This is a genomic window from Streptomyces sp. NPDC094032, from assembly GCF_040303965.1.
Lineage (GTDB): Bacteria > Actinomycetota > Actinomycetes > Streptomycetales > Streptomycetaceae > Streptomyces.
The window spans coordinates 26,054-43,429 of record NZ_JBEOUE010000016.1; the positions used below are offsets into that span (position 1 = coordinate 26,054).

General features: G+C 73.8%; 14 protein-coding genes and 1 pseudogene. 14 read left to right on the forward strand and 1 reads right to left on the reverse strand.

All coding sequences use genetic code 11. From position 1 onward, the window contains the following. Positions 1 to 201: 201 nt before the first annotated feature. The 7 genes and pseudogenes from ssd to ABTZ54_RS22295 form a co-directional block, all read left to right on the forward strand. Positions 202 to 1,245, forward strand: coding sequence for a septum site-determining protein Ssd (gene ssd, locus ABTZ54_RS22265; RefSeq protein ID WP_351666162.1), 1,044 nt, complete (start codon positions 202 to 204; stop codon positions 1,243 to 1,245). Continuing rightward, positions 1,242 to 2,414 carry a TadA family conjugal transfer-associated ATPase gene (locus tag ABTZ54_RS22270; RefSeq protein ID WP_351665869.1) on the forward strand — a complete coding sequence of 391 codons (1,173 nt, stop codon included), beginning with the start codon at positions 1,242 to 1,244 and terminating at the stop codon, positions 2,412 to 2,414. The genes ssd and ABTZ54_RS22270 overlap by 4 nt, the downstream gene beginning before the upstream one ends. Before the next feature lie 5 nt (positions 2,415 to 2,419). Beyond that, positions 2,420 to 3,304: a type II secretion system F family protein gene (locus ABTZ54_RS22275; RefSeq protein ID WP_351666164.1), complete on the forward strand. Its 885-nt coding sequence runs from the start codon at positions 2,420 to 2,422 to the stop codon at positions 3,302 to 3,304. A gap of 26 nt (positions 3,305 to 3,330) precedes the next feature. Then, positions 3,331 to 4,050, forward strand: coding sequence for a type II secretion system F family protein (locus ABTZ54_RS22280; RefSeq protein ID WP_502997297.1), 720 nt, complete (start codon positions 3,331 to 3,333; stop codon positions 4,048 to 4,050). 22 nt (positions 4,051 to 4,072) lie between these two features. Then, positions 4,073 to 4,414: a DUF4244 domain-containing protein gene (locus ABTZ54_RS35725; RefSeq protein WP_502997294.1), complete on the forward strand. Its 342-nt coding sequence runs from the start codon at positions 4,073 to 4,075 to the stop codon at positions 4,412 to 4,414. Then, positions 4,401 to 4,769: a TadE family type IV pilus minor pilin gene (locus ABTZ54_RS22290; RefSeq protein ID WP_351665873.1), complete on the forward strand. Its 369-nt coding sequence runs from the start codon at positions 4,401 to 4,403 to the stop codon at positions 4,767 to 4,769. Before ABTZ54_RS35725 ends, ABTZ54_RS22290 begins: the two co-directional genes overlap by 14 nt. Further along, positions 4,766 to 5,077, forward strand: a pseudogene (locus ABTZ54_RS22295) (Rv3654c family TadE-like protein); the annotation flags it as partial. The gene ABTZ54_RS22290 and the pseudogene ABTZ54_RS22295, both read left to right, overlap by 4 nt. A gap of 163 nt (positions 5,078 to 5,240) precedes the next feature. Here ABTZ54_RS22295 and ABTZ54_RS22300 read toward each other — a convergent pair. Further along, complete coding sequence (locus ABTZ54_RS22300) at positions 5,241 to 7,817, reverse strand: DEAD/DEAH box helicase (RefSeq protein ID WP_351665875.1); 2,577 nt, start codon at positions 7,815 to 7,817, stop codon at positions 5,241 to 5,243. Between the two features lie 79 nt (positions 7,818 to 7,896). On the opposite strand from ABTZ54_RS22300, the gene bldG reads away from it, so the two are divergent. From bldG to topA, 7 genes are all read left to right on the forward strand, one after another. Further along, positions 7,897 to 8,250: an anti-sigma factor antagonist BldG gene (gene bldG / locus ABTZ54_RS22305; protein WP_132917650.1), complete on the forward strand. Its 354-nt coding sequence runs from the start codon at positions 7,897 to 7,899 to the stop codon at positions 8,248 to 8,250. A 57-nt stretch (positions 8,251 to 8,307) separates the two neighbouring features. Continuing rightward, on the forward strand, positions 8,308 to 8,766 hold the full coding sequence (locus ABTZ54_RS22310; RefSeq protein WP_351665877.1) for an ATP-binding protein: 459 nt from the start codon (positions 8,308 to 8,310) through the stop codon (positions 8,764 to 8,766). Positions 8,767 to 9,020: 254 nt separating this feature from the next. Beyond that, entirely contained in the window at positions 9,021 to 11,375 is a 2,355-nt protein-coding gene (locus ABTZ54_RS22315; RefSeq protein WP_351665879.1) for a sodium-translocating pyrophosphatase, read from the forward strand. A 253-nt stretch (positions 11,376 to 11,628) separates the two neighbouring features. Further along, positions 11,629 to 12,246: a small secreted protein gene (locus ABTZ54_RS22320; protein WP_351665881.1), complete on the forward strand. Its 618-nt coding sequence runs from the start codon at positions 11,629 to 11,631 to the stop codon at positions 12,244 to 12,246. A 91-nt stretch (positions 12,247 to 12,337) separates the two neighbouring features. Beyond that, positions 12,338 to 13,879 carry a DUF7059 domain-containing protein gene (locus tag ABTZ54_RS22325; protein ID WP_351665883.1) on the forward strand — a complete coding sequence of 514 codons (1,542 nt, stop codon included), beginning with the start codon at positions 12,338 to 12,340 and terminating at the stop codon, positions 13,877 to 13,879. Between the two features lie 181 nt (positions 13,880 to 14,060). Further along, positions 14,061 to 14,258 carry a hypothetical protein gene (locus tag ABTZ54_RS22330; RefSeq protein ID WP_351665885.1) on the forward strand — a complete coding sequence of 66 codons (198 nt, stop codon included), beginning with the start codon at positions 14,061 to 14,063 and terminating at the stop codon, positions 14,256 to 14,258. 235 nt (positions 14,259 to 14,493) lie between these two features. Continuing rightward, positions 14,494 to 17,358, forward strand: coding sequence for a type I DNA topoisomerase (gene topA / locus ABTZ54_RS22335; protein WP_351665887.1), 2,865 nt, complete (start codon positions 14,494 to 14,496; stop codon positions 17,356 to 17,358). The last annotated feature ends 18 nt before the right edge of the window (positions 17,359 to 17,376 follow it).

The window sequence follows — 17,376 nt, forward strand, 5'->3', positions numbered from 1 at the left end:
GAGCCGGGTTATCCACAGTTCTCGAGCAAGATCCCCACGATTTCCGAGTCCGCGTCACGGTGATTCCGGTCGCGAAGTTCGCGGACCGCAGGAATCACGTGAGGGGTGTGTGCCGTGGAGGGATCGAAGGCTTCCGGAACGCCGGCGAGCAGGAGTGAGAGGGGAAGTGCGGGTGGCGGCGCGGTCCGGCCGCCCAGGCCGCTGATCGTGACCGAGGACCTCGCACTCCTCGACGACCTGCTGCGGCTGTGCGCCGCGGCGGGGGCCGAGGCGGAGGTGCACCACACCGTGCCCGAGCGAGGCGGCGGCTGGACCGATCCGCCGCTCGTCCTCGTCGGCGACGACGCCGCGGCCCGGTGCCGTGGGGCCACCCGCCGGCCGGGTGTGCTGCTCGTCGGCCGGGACCGCGACGACCAGGGCGTGTGGCGGCGCGCCGTCGAGCTGGGCGCGGACGACGTGCTGACCCTGCCCGGCGACGAGACCCGGCTCGTGGACCGGATCGCCGACGCGGCCGAGGGCGTCGGCAGGCAGGCGCTGACCGTCGGCGTCATCGGCGGACGCGGCGGCGCGGGCGCCTCGACCCTCGCCTGCGCCCTCGCGCTCGCCGCCGCGAGGGCCGGCCGGCGCACCCTGCTCGTCGACGGCGACCCGCTCGGCGGCGGACTCGACGTGCTGCTCGGCGGGGAGCGGGCCGAGGGGCGGCGCTGGCCCGACTTCGCCGCCTCGAAGGGGCGGGTGGCCGGCGGGGCCCTGGAGGAGTCGCTGCCCTCGGTGCGGGGGCTCCGGGTACTGAGCTGGGACCGGGGCGACTCGGTGGCCGTACCGCCCGCGGCCATGCGCGCGGTGCTCGCCGCGGCCCGCCGGCGCGGGGGAGTGGTCGTGGTCGACCTGCCCCGCCGGATCGACGGGGCGGTCGCCGAGGCCCTCGCTCAGCTCGACCTCGGACTGCTGCTGGTGCCCGGCGAGTTGCGGGCGGTCGCCGCCGCGCACCGGGTGGCCACGACGGTGGGGATGGTGCTGCGCGACCTGCGCGCGGTGGTCCGCGGGCCGTACGCGCCCGGGCTCGACGAGCGGTGGATCGCCGACGCCCTGCGGCTGCCCCTCGCCGGTGAACTCCCGTACGACCCTGGGCTTTCGGCGGCCCGGGACGGCGACCCGCCGCCCGGTGCCGACGCCCGGGGCGGGCTCGCTCGCTTCTGCACCGCGTTCTGGGAGCGGGTCCTCGTGCCGGAGCGGGCGGCATGAGCGGGGCGGGGCTGCTCGACGCCGTGCGGCAGCGGCTCGCCGAGAGCGGCGCCGAGCCGACCCCGGCGCGGGTCGCGGCGGCGCTGCGGGCCCAGGGGCGGCTGCTCGGTGACGCCGAAGTGCTCGGCGCGGCGGAGGAGTTGCGGAGCGAGCTGGTCGGCACGGGGCCGCTGGAGCCGCTGCTCGCCGACCCGCGCGTCACCGACGTGCTGGTCTCGGCGCCCGACCGGGTCTGGGTGGACCGGGGCGCGGGCCTGGAGGCGACGGGGGTGACCTTCCCGGACGCGGCGGCCGTACGGCGCCTCGCGCAGCGGCTCGCGGCGGTGGCCGGGCGCCGCCTCGACGACGCCAGGCCCTGGGTGGACGCCCGGCTGCCGGACGGCACCCGGATGCACGCCGTCCTGCCGCCGGTCGCGGTCGGTTCCACCTGTCTGTCGCTGCGGGTGGTGCGGCCGAGGGCCTTCTCCGTGGTGGAGCTCGCGGAGGCCGGCACGGTCCCGCCGGGCGGCGCGCCGCTGCTGCGGGCGCTGGTCGAGGCCCGGGTCTCCTTCCTGGTCAGCGGAGGCACCGGATCGGGCAAGACCACCCTGCTGTCCACGCTCCTCGGCCTGGTGGGCGACCGGGAGCGGATCGTCATCGCCGAGGACTCGGCCGAACTGCGCCCCGATCACCCGCACGTGGTGCGCCTGGAGGCCCGCCCGCCCAACCAGGAGGGCGCCGGGTCCGTGACCCTGCGGGACCTGGTGCGGCAGGCGCTGCGGATGCGGCCGGACCGGCTGGTGGTCGGTGAGGTCAGAGGCCCGGAAGCGGTCGACCTGCTGGCCGCCCTCAACACGGGCCACGAGGGCGGCTGCGGGACCGTCCACGCCAACACGGCGGCCGACGTCCCCGCCCGGCTGGAGGCCCTGGGCACGGCGGCGGGGCTCGACCGGGCCGCACTGCACAGCCAGTTGGGCGCCGGCCTCTCGGCGGTGCTGCACGTGGTGCGGGACCGGGCGGGGCAGCGGCGCATCGCCGAGGTCCACGTCCTCGCCCGGGACCGGGAGGGGCTGGTGGTGACCGTGCCCGCGCTGCGGTGGGCGGCGGACGGGTTCCAGCGGGAGCGGGGCTGGGAGCGGCTGCGGTCGCTGATCGGGGGAGCGATGACGGGCGAGGAGGTGCGGGGATGACGGGGATGACGGGGGTCGCGGTGGGGATCGCTGGGATCGGCGGCGGAGGGGCGGCGCAGGGGGCCGCGGTGCTCTGCGCGGGAGGTGCGCTGTGGTGGACGGCCGAGCGGGAGCGGGCGCTCCGCAGGGCACGGGTGGTCCTCGCGGTGCCGGGCGGCGGCACGGTGTCCTGGCCGGTGGCCTTCCGGCGGTGGCTGGACGCCGCCCGGGGGCGGCCGGAGTGGCTGAGTCTGCCCGTGGCGGCGGTTCTCGCCCTGATCGGGGCCTCGTTCCTGCCGCTGCTCGCGGGGGCTGCTGCGGTGCCGCTGGTGGGGTGCCGGCTGCGGGCGGCCCGGAGCAGGCGGGAGCGGGAGGCGCGCGGCGACGGAGTGGTGGCGCTGTGCGGGGCGGTCGCGGGTGAGCTGAGAGCCGGGTGGCAGCCCGCGCAGGCGCTCGCGTTCGCCGCCCGGACGACGGGGGCGCTCGGCGGGCAGGAGGCGGCGGTCCTGGCGGCGGCCCGGTTCGGCGGGGACGTGCCCGAGGCGCTGCGGCGGGCGGCGCGGCAGGACGGCGCCGAAGGGCTCGCCGGGACGGCGGCCTGCTGGCAGGTGGCGGTGGACGGCGGCGTGGGCCTGGCCGCCGGACTCGACCGCCTGGAGGCGGCGCTCCGGGCCCATCGGGACCAGCGGGAGCGGCTGCGCGCCCAGTTGGCCGGGGCGTGGGCGACGGTCGCGGTCCTCGCGGTGCTGCCGGTCGCCGGACTGGGCCTCGGGGCCGCGCTCGGCGCGCACCCGCTGCGGGTGCTGCTGCACACACCGGCCGGCCTCGGCTGTCTGGCCGTCGGTGGCGCTCTCGAAGCCGTGGGGCTGTGGTGGGCGGCCCGGATCGTGCGGCGAGGGGAGCGCCCGTGACGACGGTGCTGGTGGCGCTCTGCGCCATGTTGTGGGCGGCGGGTGCGGTGGCCGACCGGCGCCGCGAGGGGCGGCTGCGCCGCCGGATCGAGGGCCTGCTCGCGACGGAGCCGGCTCCGTCGCGGCCACCCCGGGCCTCCCTTACGCCCTGGCTGCGGGTCTGGGCCGTGCCCTGCGCGGCAGGTGTAGGCGGGTACGTGCTGGTCGGCGGGGTTGCCGGCCTGGCGACCGGGATCGGCGCGGCCTGGGTGGTGCGGTGGCTGCGGGCGAGGCGTCCGGCGGCCGCGACGCCGGAGGACGCGGAGGCCGTCCGTCAGCTCCCGCTGGCCGCAGACCTGTTGGCGGCCTGCGCCTCGGCCGGGGCGGGGCCCGGGGAGTCGGCGGAGGCGGTGGGGCGGTCGTTGGGCGGGCCGGTCGGCGAACGCCTGATCCGTACGGCGGCCGAGCTGCGGCTCGGCGGCGAACCGGCGGAGGTGTGGCGGAGGTTCGGCGCGATACCGGGCGCGGAGGGGCTGGCCAGATGCATGGAGCGGGCCGCCTCCTCCGGGGCTCCCGCGGCGGAGGCGGTGGCCCGGCACGCCGACGCCCTGAGGGCGGCCCGCGCCCGCGCGGCGGCGACCCGGGCGCAGCGGGCGCAGGTGCTGATCACCGCGCCGGTGGGCCTCTGCTTCCTGCCCGCCTTCCTGGCGGTGGGGGTGGCCCCGGTGGTCATCGGCCTGGCGACCGGGCTTCTGGGCGGCGGGTGAGCGGACGAGGGGACGGAACGCGATGAACGCGATGAACGCGATGAACGCGATGAACGCGATGAACGCGATGAAGGAGAAGGAGGCGCACGTGATGTGGACGGAGACGAAGACGATGACGGGGATGGCGACGAGGCGGGCGGTGGACCTGGTGAAGGTCGGCACGTTCAGGACGGTGCTGCACGGCTGGTGGCGGGTCAGGCGGGTGGCGGCGCGCAGGGACGCGGGCATGAGCACCACGGAGTACGCGATGGGCACGATCGCCGCGGCGGCGTTCGCGGCGGTGCTCTACAAGGTGCTCACCAGTGGGGCGGTCACGAAGGCGTTGGAATCGGTGATCGGGAAGGCCCTCGATGTGCCGTTCTGAGCGTCGTTCCGACCGGGGTTCGGTCACCGCCGAGACCGCGGTGGCACTGCCCGCCCTGGTGTTGTTCACGGCAGCCCTGCTGTGGGCCCTGGGGGCGGCCGGGGCGCAGATCCGATGCGTGGACGCGGCACGGGCCGGAGCGCGGGCGGTGGCCCGTTCGGAGCCGGTGGCGGCGGCGGAGGCGGCGGCGCGGGCAGCGGCCCCGGACGGCGCCAGGGTCACCGTGGCGCGGTCGGGCGAGCTGTGGCGGGTGACGGTGGAGGCGCCGGCGCCCGGTCCCGGCGGCCTGGGGCTGACGCTGCGGGCCGGTGCGGCGGCGCTCGCCGAGGACACGGTGGGGGTGGTGGCGCCGTGAGGGGCGGCGACCGGGGCGCGGCGACCGTATGGACGGCGTTCGCCGCCTGCGCCCTGTGCGTGGTGTTCGGCGCCGTGCTCGCACTGGGCCAGGCGGTGGCCGCGCGGCACCGCGCGGGCGGAGCGGCCGACCTGGCGGCCCTCGCGGCGGCCGACCGGGCACTGTGGGGGGAAGCGGACGCCTGCGCGGCCGCGGCGCGGGTGGCGGCCGCGCAGGGCGCCGCCGTGGTCCGGTGCCGGGTGCGCGAAGACATCGCGGACGTCACCGCCCGCGTGTCGCTCGGCCCCTGGTCCCCCGAGGTCACCTCCAGAGCCGGCCCACCGGGGCCGGCAGGCCTCCCGGGCCTCAGGGGGACGCCTCCGGGCCTCACGGGGGAGCCTCCCGGCCTCCCGGCGGGTCCTCCAGGCTTCACGGGGAAGCCTCAGGACCTCCCCGCAGGCCTCCCGGGCCTCCCTGGGACGCCTCCCGGCCCTACCGGGCCTGAGAGGCCCCCGGGCCCCGCTCCACCGGCGCCTCCGGGTCCCGGGCCTCCGCCGCCCCCAGCGCCCCGGGCGCCTCCGGGTCCTGGGCCTCCCGGGCCTCCCCCAGCGCGTCCTCCACCCCCTCCGCCCCCCTCAAAAGCTCCGTAAGCAGCCGGACCGCGCCTCGTTTGTGGAGGGGGTCGTTGCCGTTGCCGCATTTGGGGGACTGGATGCAGGACGGGCAGCCGGAGTCGCATTCGCAGGAGGCGATGGCTTCGCGGGTCGCGGTGAGCCAGGTGTGGGCGGTGTGGAAGGCGCGTTCGGCGAAGCCGGCGCCGCCGGGGTGGCCGTCGTAGACGAAGACGGTCGGCAGCAGGGTGTCGGGGTGGAGCGGGACGGAGACGCCGCCGATGTCCCAGCGGTCGCAGGTGGCGAAGAGCGGCAGCATGCCGATGGAGGCGTGTTCGGCGGCGTGCAGGGCGCCGCCGAGGATCTCCGGGTTGATCCGGGCCGCGTCGAGCTGGTCCTCGGTGACCGTCCACCACACGGCCCGGGTACGCAGGGTGCGGGGCGGCAGGTCCAGCTTGGTCTCGCCGAGGACCTCGCCGGTGATCAGGCGGCGGCGCAGGAAGGAGACGACCTGGTTGGTGACCTCGACGGAGCCGTAGCAGAGGCGGCCGGCTCCCCAGGGGATCTCGGTGTCGGTGGACAGGACGGAGACGGAGGTGGTGTCGCGGGCGGTGGTCGAGTAGGGCGGGTTCGCCTCTTCGACGAGGGCCACGGAGTCCTTCAGGTCGAGCTCGCGGACCAGGTAGGTGCGGCCCTGGTGGAGATGGACGGCGCCCTCGTGGACGGAGGCGTGGGAGGCGGCCTCGTCGACGGTGCCGAGCAGTCGGCCGGTGCCGGCCTCGACGATCCGTACGGGGCTGCCGCCGCCGCCCCGGATGTCGGTGAGGTCGGCGGCCCGTTCCCGGCGGGTCCAGTACCAGCCGGTGGAGCGGCGGCGCAGCAGGCCGGCCGACTCCAGTTGGGGGAGCAGTTCGGGTACGGCGGGGCCGAAGAGGGAGAGGTCGGAGTCGGTCAGGGGGAGTTCCGCGGCGGCGGCGCACAGATGGGGGGCGAGGACGTAGGGGTTGTCAGGGTCCAGGACCGTCGACTCCACCGGGCGCTGGAAGATCGCCTCCGGGTGGTGGACCAGGAAGGTGTCCAGTGGGTCGTCGCGGGCGACCAGGATGGCGAGTGAGCCCTCACCCGAGCGGCCGGCGCGGCCCGCCTGCTGCCACAGGGAGGCACGGGTGCCGGGGTAGCCGGAGATCAGGACGGCGTCCAGGCCGGACACGTCCACGCCGAGTTCCAGGGCGGTGGTGGCGGCGAGGCCGAGGAGTTCGCCCGAGTGCAGGGCGCGTTCCAGGGCGCGGCGCTCCTCGGGCAGATAGCCGCCCCGGTAGGCGGCGACCCGGCGGGCCAGGGAGCGGTCGACCTCGGCGAGGCGTTCCTGGGCGATCACCGAGATCAGCTCGGCGCCGCGCCGGGAGCGGACGAAGGCGACCGAGCGCACGCCCTGGACCGTGAGGTCGGTCAGCAGGTCGGCGGTCTCGGCGGTGGCGGTGCGGCGGACGGGGGCGCCGTGCTCGCCCTGGAGCTCGGTCAGCGGCGGCTCCCACAGGGCGAAGACCATCTCGCCGCGCGGGGAGGCGTCGTCGGAGACCTCGGTGACCGGCAGGCCGGTGAGGCGGGCGGCGGCGCGGGCCGGGTCGGCGGAGGTGGCCGAGGCGAGGAGGAAGACGGGGTCGGCGCCGTACCGGGCGCAGACGCGGCGCAGCCGGCGCAGCACCTGGGCGACGTGGGAGCCGAAGACGCCCCGGTAGGTGTGGCACTCGTCGATGACGACATAGCGCAGGGAGCGCAGGAAGGAGGACCACCTGGGGTGGGAGGGGAGTATGCCCCGGTGCAGCATGTCGGGGTTGGTGAGCACGTAGTTCGCGTACTGGCGGACCCACTCGCGCTCCTCGACCGGCGTGTCGCCGTCGTAGACGGCGGGCCGGATCCGGTTGCCGAGCGGCGCGGCGAGCTCGCGTACGGCGCGGCGCTGGTCGGCGGCGAGAGCCTTGGTGGGAGCCAGGTACAGGGCGGTGGTGCCGCGTCCGTTGGCGGCCTCGGCGCCGTCCAGGAGGGTGGACAGGACGGGAGTGAGGTAGGCGAGCGACTTGCCCGAGGCTGTTCCCGTGGCGATCACCACAGAAGTGCCGTCCAGGGCGTGCTCGGCGGCCTCGGCCTGGTGGGCCCAGGGGTGCTCGATCCCGGCGCTCTGGATGGCGCCGATCACCTCCGCGCGGATGCGGTGCGGCCAGACGGCATGACGGCCCTCCCGGGCGGGCAGATGCTCCGTATGGGTGATGCGCGCGGCCCGGCTCTCGCCTGTGGAGAGCCGGTCGAGGACCTGACCTGGAGAGGGGCGGTTGCCCGTCTCCCCGGCGGGTCGGCGGGGGCGGTGATTCTTGGCCATCGGCATCGAGTGTGTCACCGGCGTGACGGACAATGCTTCCAAGGCGTCGTGCATGGCAGTCGGTAAGTGATTGAATGCCATCGCGGCCGGCGTTCCGTCCTGTGACTCCGCACGGGGGTCTCGAGGGACGGCCGCTCGATAGCTAGGTGCTGGAGGACCCGTGGACCTGTCTCTGTCGACTCGCACTGTGCCCGGCCCGGCCGGCGACCGCACGGTCGTCGAGGTCGGTGGCGAGATTGATGTGTATACCGCGCCCAAGCTGCGCGAGCAGTTGGTCGAGTTGGTGAACGACGGCAGCTACCACCTGGTTGTCGACATGGAAGGCGTGGACTTCCTCGACTCGACCGGCCTCGGCGTGCTGGTGGGCGGTCTGAAGCGCGTGCGCGCGCATGAGGGGTCGCTGCGTCTCGTCTGCAACCAGGAGCGCATTCTGAAGATCTTCCGGATCACCGGACTCACCAAGGTGTTCCCGATCCACACGTCGGTCGAAGAGGCCGTCAACGCGGCCGACTGAGGCCGGCGCGACGACGCGTCGTTCCCGTGTAGCCGTCCAGGACCCCAGGGGGATCGCATGGCCACCGTTGAACTCCTCTTCAGCGCTCAGCCCGAGCACGTCCGCACGGCCCGTCTCGTGGCCGCCGCGGTCGCCCGCCGGGCCGGGGTCGACGAGGCGGTCCTCGACGAGGTCAGACTCGCCGTCGGCGAGGCGTGTTCCCGCGCGGTCGGGCTGCACCGGAGCAACGGTGTCACCACTCCCGTCCGGGTCGTGCTGACCGAGGAGGAGAAGACCTTCTCCATCGAGGTCGGCGACGAGGTGCCCGGCGCGGGCGTGGCGGCGGCCGACGCCGCCGGCGTGCCCGGGGCGAGGGACGCGGCCCCAGCCGAGGACTTCGACGACGCCGACGGCGAGGACGAGATGGGTCTCGCGGTGATCCGCGGGCTCGTCGACGACGTGGAGGTGAGCGCCGGCGAGGACGGCGGCACCATCCGCATGAGCTGGCCGGCCAACCCGGACGCCGCGTTCACCTGATCCGGCCGGAGCGCCAGGACCGGACGACCCCGGCCGACTCCGAGACCGAGACCGAGCCGAGAGGCCCTGCCCCGCAGGGCCTCTTCGCGTTTTCCGGAACGGAGAGCTCCCACACGTACTGCGGTCGCATTGCCGCATTCGGCGGTACTTGTGTGGTATTCGGGAATTATCGTTGCGGCTGTCCCTTTTCTTCGGGTTTCGCTCCTTAGAATCCGCCTGTCTTGACCTCGACCTCGCAACGTCAAGGAGGACGAATGGCGGGTCTTGCAGCCGCGGTGCTCACCCAGGAGAACCGCGTCATCGTGGGCGTCGTCGCGGCGGTCGCGGTCGCGGCGCTGGTCGTGGCCCGGCTCCTCGTCCGTCAGGTGCTGGCGGCCGGCGAGGGCACGGAATCCATGCGGAAGATCGCGGCCGCCGTGCAGGAGGGCGCCAACGCCTATCTCGCCCGGCAGCTGCGCACCATCGGAATCTTCGCCGTCGTCGTGTTCTTCCTGCTCTTTCTGCTGCCCGCCGACACCTGGTCGCAGCGGGCCGGACGCTCTCTGTTCTTCCTGGTGGGCGCGCTTTTCTCGGCGCTCACCGGATATCTCGGCATGCGGCTCGCCGTGCGCGCGAACGTGCGGGTCGCGGCGGCGGCCAGGGAGGCCACGCCCGCCCCGGGCGAACCGGAGAAGGACCTGACGGATGTCGCCCACCGGGCGATGAAGATCGCGTTTCGTACGGGTGGCGTGGTCGGCATGTGCACCGTCGGCCTCGGTCTGCTCGGTGCCTCCTGTGTCGTGCTCGTCTACGCCGCCGACGCGCCCAAGGTGCTGGAGGGCTTCGGCCTCGGGGCCGCGCTCATCGCGATGTTCATGAGGGTGGGCGGCGGCATCTTCACCAAGGCCGCCGACGTCGGCGCCGACCTCGTCGGCAAGGTCGAGCAGGGCATCCCCGAGGACGACCCGCGCAACGCCGCCACCATCGCCGACAACGTGGGCGACAACGTCGGCGACTGCGCGGGCATGGCGGCCGACCTCTTCGAGTCGTACGCCGTGACGCTCGTCGCCGCCCTGATCCTCGGCAAGGCCGCCTTCGGTGACCTGGGCCTCACCTTCCCGCTGATGGTGCCCGCGATCGGCGTCGTGACGGCGATGATCGGCATCTTCGCCGTCGCCCCGCGGCGCAGCGACCGCAGCGGCATGACCGCGATCAACCGCGGCTTCTTCCTCTCCGCGCTGATCTCGCTCGCCCTGGTCGCCGTCACCGCCTTCGTCTACCTGCCGTCCTCCTACGCCGACCTCCAGGGCGTCACCGACCCCGGCATCCCCACCCACGGCGGCGACCCGCGGGTCCTCGCCCTCGTCGCGGTCGCCATCGGGATCGTGCTGGCGGCGCTGATCCAGCAGCTCACCGGCTACTTCACCGAGACCCGCCGGCGCCCGGTCAGGGACGTCGGGAAGTCCTCGCTGACCGGCCCCGCCACCGTCGTCCTGGCCGGTGTCTCCCTCGGCCTGGAGTCCGCCGTCTACACGGCGCTGCTGATCGGCCTGGCCGTCTACGGGGCGTTCCTGCTCGGCGGCGCCTCGATCACGCTGGCGCTGTTCGCCATCGCCCTCGCGGGCACCGGGCTGCTCACCACGGTCGGCGTGATCGTGGCTATGGACACCTTCGGGCCGGTCTCCGACAACGCCCAGGGCATCGCCGAGATGTCCGGCGACGTCCAGGGCGCCGGGGCGCAGGTGCTCACCGAGCTCGACGCCGTCGGCAACACCACCAAGGCGATCACCAAGGGCATCGCCATCGCCACCGCCGTCCTGGCCGCGGCGGCGCTCTTCGGCTCCTACCGCGACGCCATCGCCACCTCGGTCGCCGAAGTGGGCGCGAAGGCCTCCGAGACGAACCTGTCGATGGACATCTCCCAGCCCAACAACCTGTTCGGGATGGTGCTCGGCGCCGCCGTCGTCTTCCTGTTCTCCGGGCTCGCCATCAACGCCGTGTCCCGGTCGGCCGGCGCGGTGGTCTTCGAGGTGCGGCGGCAGTTCCGCGAACACCCCGGGATCATGAACTACACGGAGCAGCCCGAGTACGGACGGGTCGTCGACATCTGCACCAAGGACGCGCTGCGCGAACTCGCCACGCCCGGACTGCTCGCCGTCCTCGCGCCGATCGCGGTCGGCTTCTCGCTCGGGGTCGGGGCGCTCGGCTCGTACCTCGCCGGGGCCATCGCGACCGGCTCGCTGATGGCCGTCTTCCTCGCCAACTCCGGTGGCGCCTGGGACAACGCGAAGAAGCTGGTCGAGGACGGCCACCACGGCGGCAAGGGCAGCGCGGCCCACGCGGCGACGGTCATCGGGGACACGGTCGGCGACCCGTTCAAGGACACCGCGGGTCCGGCGATCAACCCGCTGCTGAAGGTGATGAACCTGGTCGCGCTGCTGATCGCGCCCGCGGTGGTGCAGTTCAGCTACGGGGACGACGCCAACGGCGGGCTGCGGGCGCTGGTCGCCGTCCTCGCGCTGGCGGTCGTGGTGGGCGCGGTCCGGGTCTCCAAGCGGCGTTCGGTGGTGGTGGACGACGGCTCGGCGGAGCGGAACGGTTCCTCGCGGGACGCCACGGTGATCCCGTGAGCCCGTGAGCCGGCAGGTGTGCCGCGCGACGCGCCCGGCGTGCCCGACGCGCCCGCTCTTTCCGGCGCCCCCGCCGTGAGACGCGTAACACATCGTCAAAGCAGGCGCGGATGACACCTTCTGACGTGACGTCCGCCCCTGCCTCCTTGGTGCAAACGGCTGCAATGTCGGATGAATCGGTCCCACGATCGGTGGATGTCATCCGTACGGCGTGTATGTTCCGGGGCCGAGAGCCTTGGAAGGGACCGATCCGGTGAACAAGAATCTTGCGGCCGCGCTGTCCGGCTGCGCGGTACTGGTGCTCGCGCTGTCGGGGTGCAGCAGTGACGACAAGGGCGCCAAGGTGAACGACTGGGCGAAGACGTTCTGCGACCAGGCGCAGCCCCAGATCCAGAAGCGGGCCGCCGCGAACCAGCTGATCATCTCGACGGCGGCGGACAGCAAGCCCGAGACGATCAAGGCCGCCGACTCGAAGGCCTTCGCCGACATCGCCGCCGCCGACCGCGCCCTCGCCAAGGCCGTCGAGAGCGCGGGAGCGCCGCCCGTCGACAACGGCGAGAAGATCCAGCAGGACGCGATCAAGCAGTTCAACGCCACGGCCGTGGCGTACGAGGGCCTGAAGAAGCAGGTCGACGCGCTGGACACGACGAACCAGCAGAAGTTCGCGGACGGCCTCAAGGCCGTCTCCGAGGGCCTGGGCAAGATCCAGAACATGGACCAGGACGCCGTCGCCAAGCTGCAGGCCGGCGAACTCGGCGCGGCCATGGCCAAGCAGCCCGGCTGCCAGACCCCCTCGGCCTCCCCCAAGGCGGGCGCCCCGAAGGCGGGCTCCACCCCGGTCACCAAGTCGACCGCCTCGGCCAAGCCGTAGGTCTCCGGGGCATCGAAGGGCCGGTCGGGCGCAGACGCCCGACCGGCCCGCGCTCTGTCGGTGGCGGCCGTTGTCGGTGGCGCCCGTCACAATGGGGCACGTGAGTACGACCAGCACGACCCCCAGCCTCCCGGTGCCCACGCACGCCGTCCGACTGCGTGAGGCACTGCTCGCCGCCGACTTCACCGCCGACGGTCTGCTCGACCTGCTCGGCGCCCAGGCCTACGCCGCGCTCGCCCGCAGCGAGACCGTGCCCGCCCTCCGGGCGACCCGCGGGGACTCCCCGCTGGAGACCCTCGTCCGGCTCTTCCTGCTCCAGCGGGCCGTGGAGCACGAGCGGGCCGCGGCCGCGCTGCCCCTGGAGGAGGCGCTCGCCGACGGCTGGGTCGTCCGGGAGGACGACACCGTGCTCGCCACCGTGGACGTACGGCCGTACGGCGGGCCGGACGGCGAGGACTGGTTCATCGTCTCCGACCTCGGCTGCGCGGTCGGCGGGGCCGGTGGCATCGGCACGAAGGACGAAGGGGTCGTCCTCGGTGTCGGCGGGGCCTCCACCACCCTCGCCGGGATCACCGTCCGCACCCCCGTCGCCGCCGCCCTCGACCTCGGCACGGGCTCCGGCATCCAGGCGCTGCACGCCGCGCAGCACGCCACCCTGGTCACCGCGACCGATCTCAACCCGCGGGCCCTCGACTTCACCCGGCTCACCCTCGCCCTCTCCGGGGCCCGGGGCGCGGAGCTGCTGCCCGGTTCGCTCTTCGAGCCGGTCGACGGCGACACGTACGACCTGATCGTCTCCAACCCGCCGTTCGTGATCTCCCCGGGCGCCGGGCTCACCTACCGGGACGGCGGCATGGGCGGCGACGACCTGTGCCGCACGCTCGTGCAGGAGGCCGGGGAGCGGCTCAACGACGGCGGATACGCCCAGTTCCTCGCCAACTGGCAGCACGTCGAGGGCGAGGAGTGGCAGGACCGGCTGCGCTCCTGGGTGCCGCGCGGCTGCGACGCCTGGATCGTGCAGCGCGAGGTCCAGGACGTCACCCAGTACACCGAGCTGTGGCTGCGCGACAGCGGCGACCACCGGGGCGACCAGGCCGAGTACCGGCTGGCGTACGGGCGGTGGCTGGACGAGTTCGAGGCGCGCAAGACCAAGGCGATCGGCTTCGGCTGGATCACCCTGCGCAAGAGCGCGGCCGTCGCCTCCGGCGCGGTCGAGCCGTCGCTCGTCATCGAGGAGTGGCCGCACCCCGTCGAGCAGCCCCTCGGCGACACCGTCCGGGCCCACTTCGAACGCCAGGACTACCTGCGCGGACGGGACGACGCGGCCCTGCTCGCCGACCGCTTCACCCTCGCGCCCGAGGTCGTCCAGGAGCAGGTCGGCCTGCCCGGCGCCGAGGACCCCGAGCACGTACTGCTGCGGCAGAACCGGGGGATGCGCCGGGCCACCCGGGTGGACCACGTGGCGGCCGGCTTCGCGGGCGTCTGCGACGGCACGCTCAGCGCCGGACGGATCCTCGACGCCATCGGCCAGCTCACCGGCGAGGACCCGGTCGTGCTGCGGGACCGCACCCCGCAGGCGATCCGGCTGCTCGTGGAGGAGGGCTTCCTGCTGCCGGTGACCGGACAGGAGTGAGGGGCCGCCGCCTGATGAGGTGACGAAGAAGGCCGGAACGACAGGGGAGTACCGGCCATCCTCGTGAAACCGTTCATCGCCCTCCGCGTCGTTCACCGCGAATTCGCTCCGCTGACGCCGGGAGGTGCCAGCCTCGGCTCCGGCAGCCGGAGACGGCACGGTGACGGAACGGGGTACGGGCATGGAGAGCGGGCCGGCGATCTTCGCGGGAGGGGCGTTCACGCTGTTCGGGGCCGCACTGCTGGTGTGGACGGGGGTCCGGGTGGCGCAGGGCGAGCCCGTCGCGCTCGGCGTCGCGCCGCGGCCCGCCGCCGTCCTCGCGGGCCTCTCCGGCGCGGCCTTCCTCCTTCTCGGGATCTGGTGCTTCGGGCGTCCCTGAGGACCGGCCGGGCGGAGCCCCGCCCCGCCGGTCCGGCAGTCCGGGCGGCAGGAAGGGCAGGAGTCGGGTTACCGTTCGAGTGGCCGTTGCGGGCTTTCGCCGTTTGACACGGGGGCGGGTTGTACCGTCACACTCCGCAGCGACGGCAGTGCACCGTATGTGCCGCTGCCGTGCGTGCCAGCACCGTACGTACGCAGTGCGTGCCGGAGAGCGTCGACCGGAGAGAAGAGCGAAGTTGTCCCCGACCAGCGAGACCGCACAGGGCGGCCGCCGACTCGTCATCGTCGAGTCGCCTGCCAAGGCGAAGACGATCAAGGGCTACCTCGGCCCCGGCTACGTCGTCGAGGCGAGCGTCGGGCACATCCGCGACCTCCCGAGCGGCGCCGCCGAGGTGCCCGAGAAGTACACCGGCGAGGTGCGCCGCCTCGGCGTCGACGTCGACCATGACTTCCAGCCCATCTATGTCGTCAACGCCGACAAGAAGGCCCAGGTCAGGAAGCTCAAGGAGCTGCTCGCCGAGTCCGACGAGCTCTTCCTCGCCACCGATGAGGACCGCGAGGGCGAGGCCATCGCGTGGCACCTCCAGGAAGTCCTGAAGCCCAAGGTCCCGGTCCACCGGATGGTCTTCCACGAGATCACCAAGGACGCGATCCAGGCCGCCGTCGCCAACCCGCGCGAGCTGAACAAGCGCATGGTCGACGCCCAGGAGACCCGCCGCATCCTCGACCGCCTGTACGGCTACGAGGTCTCGCCGGTCCTGTGGAAGAAGGTCATGCGGGGCCTGTCCGCCGGCCGTGTCCAGTCCGTCGCGACCCGGCTCGTCGTCGAGCGCGAGCGCGAGCGGATCGCCTTCCGCTCGGCCGAGTACTGGGACCTCACCGGCACCTTCTCCACCGGTCGCGCCGGTGACCCCTCCGACCCGTCCTCGCTGGTCGCGCGCCTCGCGTCGGTCGACGGACGGCGGGTCGCGCAGGGCCGTGACTTCGGCGCCGACGGGCGGCTGAAGAGCGACACCGTGCTCCACCTCGACGAGGCGAACGCCCGCGCGCTCGCCGCCGCCCTCGCCGACACCCGCTTCGCGGTCCGCTCGGTCGAGTCGAAGCCGTACCGCCGCTCCCCGTACGCCCCCTTCCGCACCACGACCCTCCAGCAGGAGGCGAGCCGGAAGCTGGGCTTCGGCGCGAAGGCGACCATGCAGGTGGCGCAGAAGCTGTACGAGAACGGCTTCATCACCTACATGCGTACGGACTCCACGATCCTGTCCGACACGGCCGTCGGCGCCGCCCGCGCCCAGGTCACGCAGCTCTACGGCGCCGACTACCTGCCGGAGAAGCCGCGCGTCTACGCCGGCAAGGTCAAGAACGCGCAGGAGGCGCACGAGGCGATTCGTCCTTCGGGTGATCGTTTCCGCACCCCGGCGGAGACCGGCCTGACCGGCGACCAGTTCCGGCTCTACGAGCTCATCTGGAAGCGGACCGTCGCCTCCCAGATGAAGGACGCGACCGGCAACTCCGTCACCGTGAAGATCGGCGGCACCGCCGCCGACGGCCGGGACGCCGAGTTCTCCGCCTCCGGCAAGACGATCACCTTCCACGGCTTCATGAAGGCGTACGTGGAGGGGGCCGACGACCCGAACGCCGAGCTCGACGACCGCGAGCGGCGCCTGCCGCAGGTCGCCGAGGGCGACGCGCTGGCCGCCGAGGAGATCACCGCGGACGGCCACGCGACCAAGCCGCCGGCCCGCTACACCGAGGCCAGCCTGGTCAAGGAGCTGGAAGAGCGCGAGATCGGCCGCCCGTCGACGTACGCCTCGATCATCGGCACCATCCTCGACCGCGGCTACGTCTTCAAGAAGGGGACGGCGCTCGTGCCGTCGTTCCTCTCCTTCGCCGTCGTCAACCTCCTGGAGAAGCACTTCGGGCGGCTCGTCGACTACGACTTCACCGCCCGCATGGAGGACGACCTCGACCGCATCGCGCGCGGCGAGGCCCAGGCCGTGCCGTGGCTGAAGCGTTTCTACTTCGGCGAGGGCGGCGGCGAGGGCTCCGGAGCCGCCGACGCCGGCAACGGCGACGGCGACCACCTCGGCGGACTGAAGGAGCTGGTCACCGACCTCGGCGCCATCGACGCCCGGGAGATCTCCTCCTTCCCCGTCGGCGACGGCATCGTGCTGCGCGTCGGCCGCTACGGCCCCTACGTCGAGCGCGGCGAGAAGGACGCGGAGGGCCACCAGCGCGCCGACGTCCCCGAGGACCTCGCGCCCGACGAGCTCACCGTCGCCTACGCGGAGGAGCTGCTCGCCAAGCCGAGCGGCGACTTCGAGCTGGGCGCGGACCCCGTCAGCGGCAACCAGATCGTCGCCCGGGACGGCCGCTACGGCCCGTACGTCACCGAGATCCTGCCCGAGAACACCCCGAAGACCGGCAAGAACGCGGTCAAGCCGCGTACCGCCTCGCTCTTCAAGACGATGTCCGTCGACACGGTGACGCTGGACGAGGCGCTCAAGCTGATGTCGCTGCCGCGCGTCGTCGGCGCCGACGCCGAGGGCGTCGAGATCACGGCGCAGAACGGCCGCTACGGCCCGTACCTGAAGAAGGGCACGGACTCGCGGTCGCTCACCGACGAGGAGCAGCTGTTCACGATCACGCTGGAGGAGGCGCTGGCGATCTACGCCCAGCCCAAGCAGCGTGGCCGGGCCGCCGCCAAGCCCCCGCTGAAGGAGCTCGGCACCGACCCCGTCAGCGAGAAGCCCGTGGTCGTCAAGGACGGGCGCTTCGGCCCGTACGTGACGGACGGCGAGACCAACGCGACCCTGCGCACCGGCGACAGCGTCGAGGAGATCACGCCCGAGCGCGGCTACGAGCTGCTGGCCGAGAAGCGGGCCAAGGGCCCGGCGAAGAAGGCGGCCAAGAAGGCGCCCGCGAAGAAGGCCACGGCGAAGAAGACGGCCGCGAAGAAGACCACCGCGACCAAGACGGCCGCGGCGAAGAAGACGGCGGCCAAGAAGACGACGACGGCCAAGAAGACGACGACGGCCAAGACGGCGACGGCGGCGAAGACCGCGGCGGCGAAGAAGACGGCGGCCGCGGAGTCGGAGTGATTCCGGTCGGAGTGACTC

Coding starts and splice junctions, on each gene's coding strand:
- ABTZ54_RS22270 (WP_351665869.1), top strand. CDS start 1,242: ATGAGCGGGGCGGGGCTGCTCGACGCCGTGCGGCAGCGGCTCGCCGAG.
- ABTZ54_RS22275 (WP_351666164.1), top strand. CDS start 2,420: ATGACGGGGGTCGCGGTGGGGATCGCTGGGATCGGCGGCGGAGGGGCG.
- ABTZ54_RS22280 (WP_502997297.1), top strand. CDS start 3,331: ATGTTGTGGGCGGCGGGTGCGGTGGCCGACCGGCGCCGCGAGGGGCGG.
- ABTZ54_RS35725 (WP_502997294.1), top strand. CDS start 4,073: ATGAACGCGATGAACGCGATGAACGCGATGAACGCGATGAACGCGATG.
- ABTZ54_RS22290 (WP_351665873.1), top strand. CDS start 4,401: ATGTGCCGTTCTGAGCGTCGTTCCGACCGGGGTTCGGTCACCGCCGAG.
- ABTZ54_RS22300 (WP_351665875.1), bottom strand. CDS start 7,817: ATGGCATTCAATCACTTACCGACTGCCATGCACGACGCCTTGGAAGCA.
- ABTZ54_RS22310 (WP_351665877.1), top strand. CDS start 8,308: ATGGCCACCGTTGAACTCCTCTTCAGCGCTCAGCCCGAGCACGTCCGC.
- ABTZ54_RS22315 (WP_351665879.1), top strand. CDS start 9,021: ATGGCGGGTCTTGCAGCCGCGGTGCTCACCCAGGAGAACCGCGTCATC.
- ABTZ54_RS22325 (WP_351665883.1), top strand. CDS start 12,338: ATGGGGCACGTGAGTACGACCAGCACGACCCCCAGCCTCCCGGTGCCC.
- ABTZ54_RS22330 (WP_351665885.1), top strand. CDS start 14,061: ATGGAGAGCGGGCCGGCGATCTTCGCGGGAGGGGCGTTCACGCTGTTC.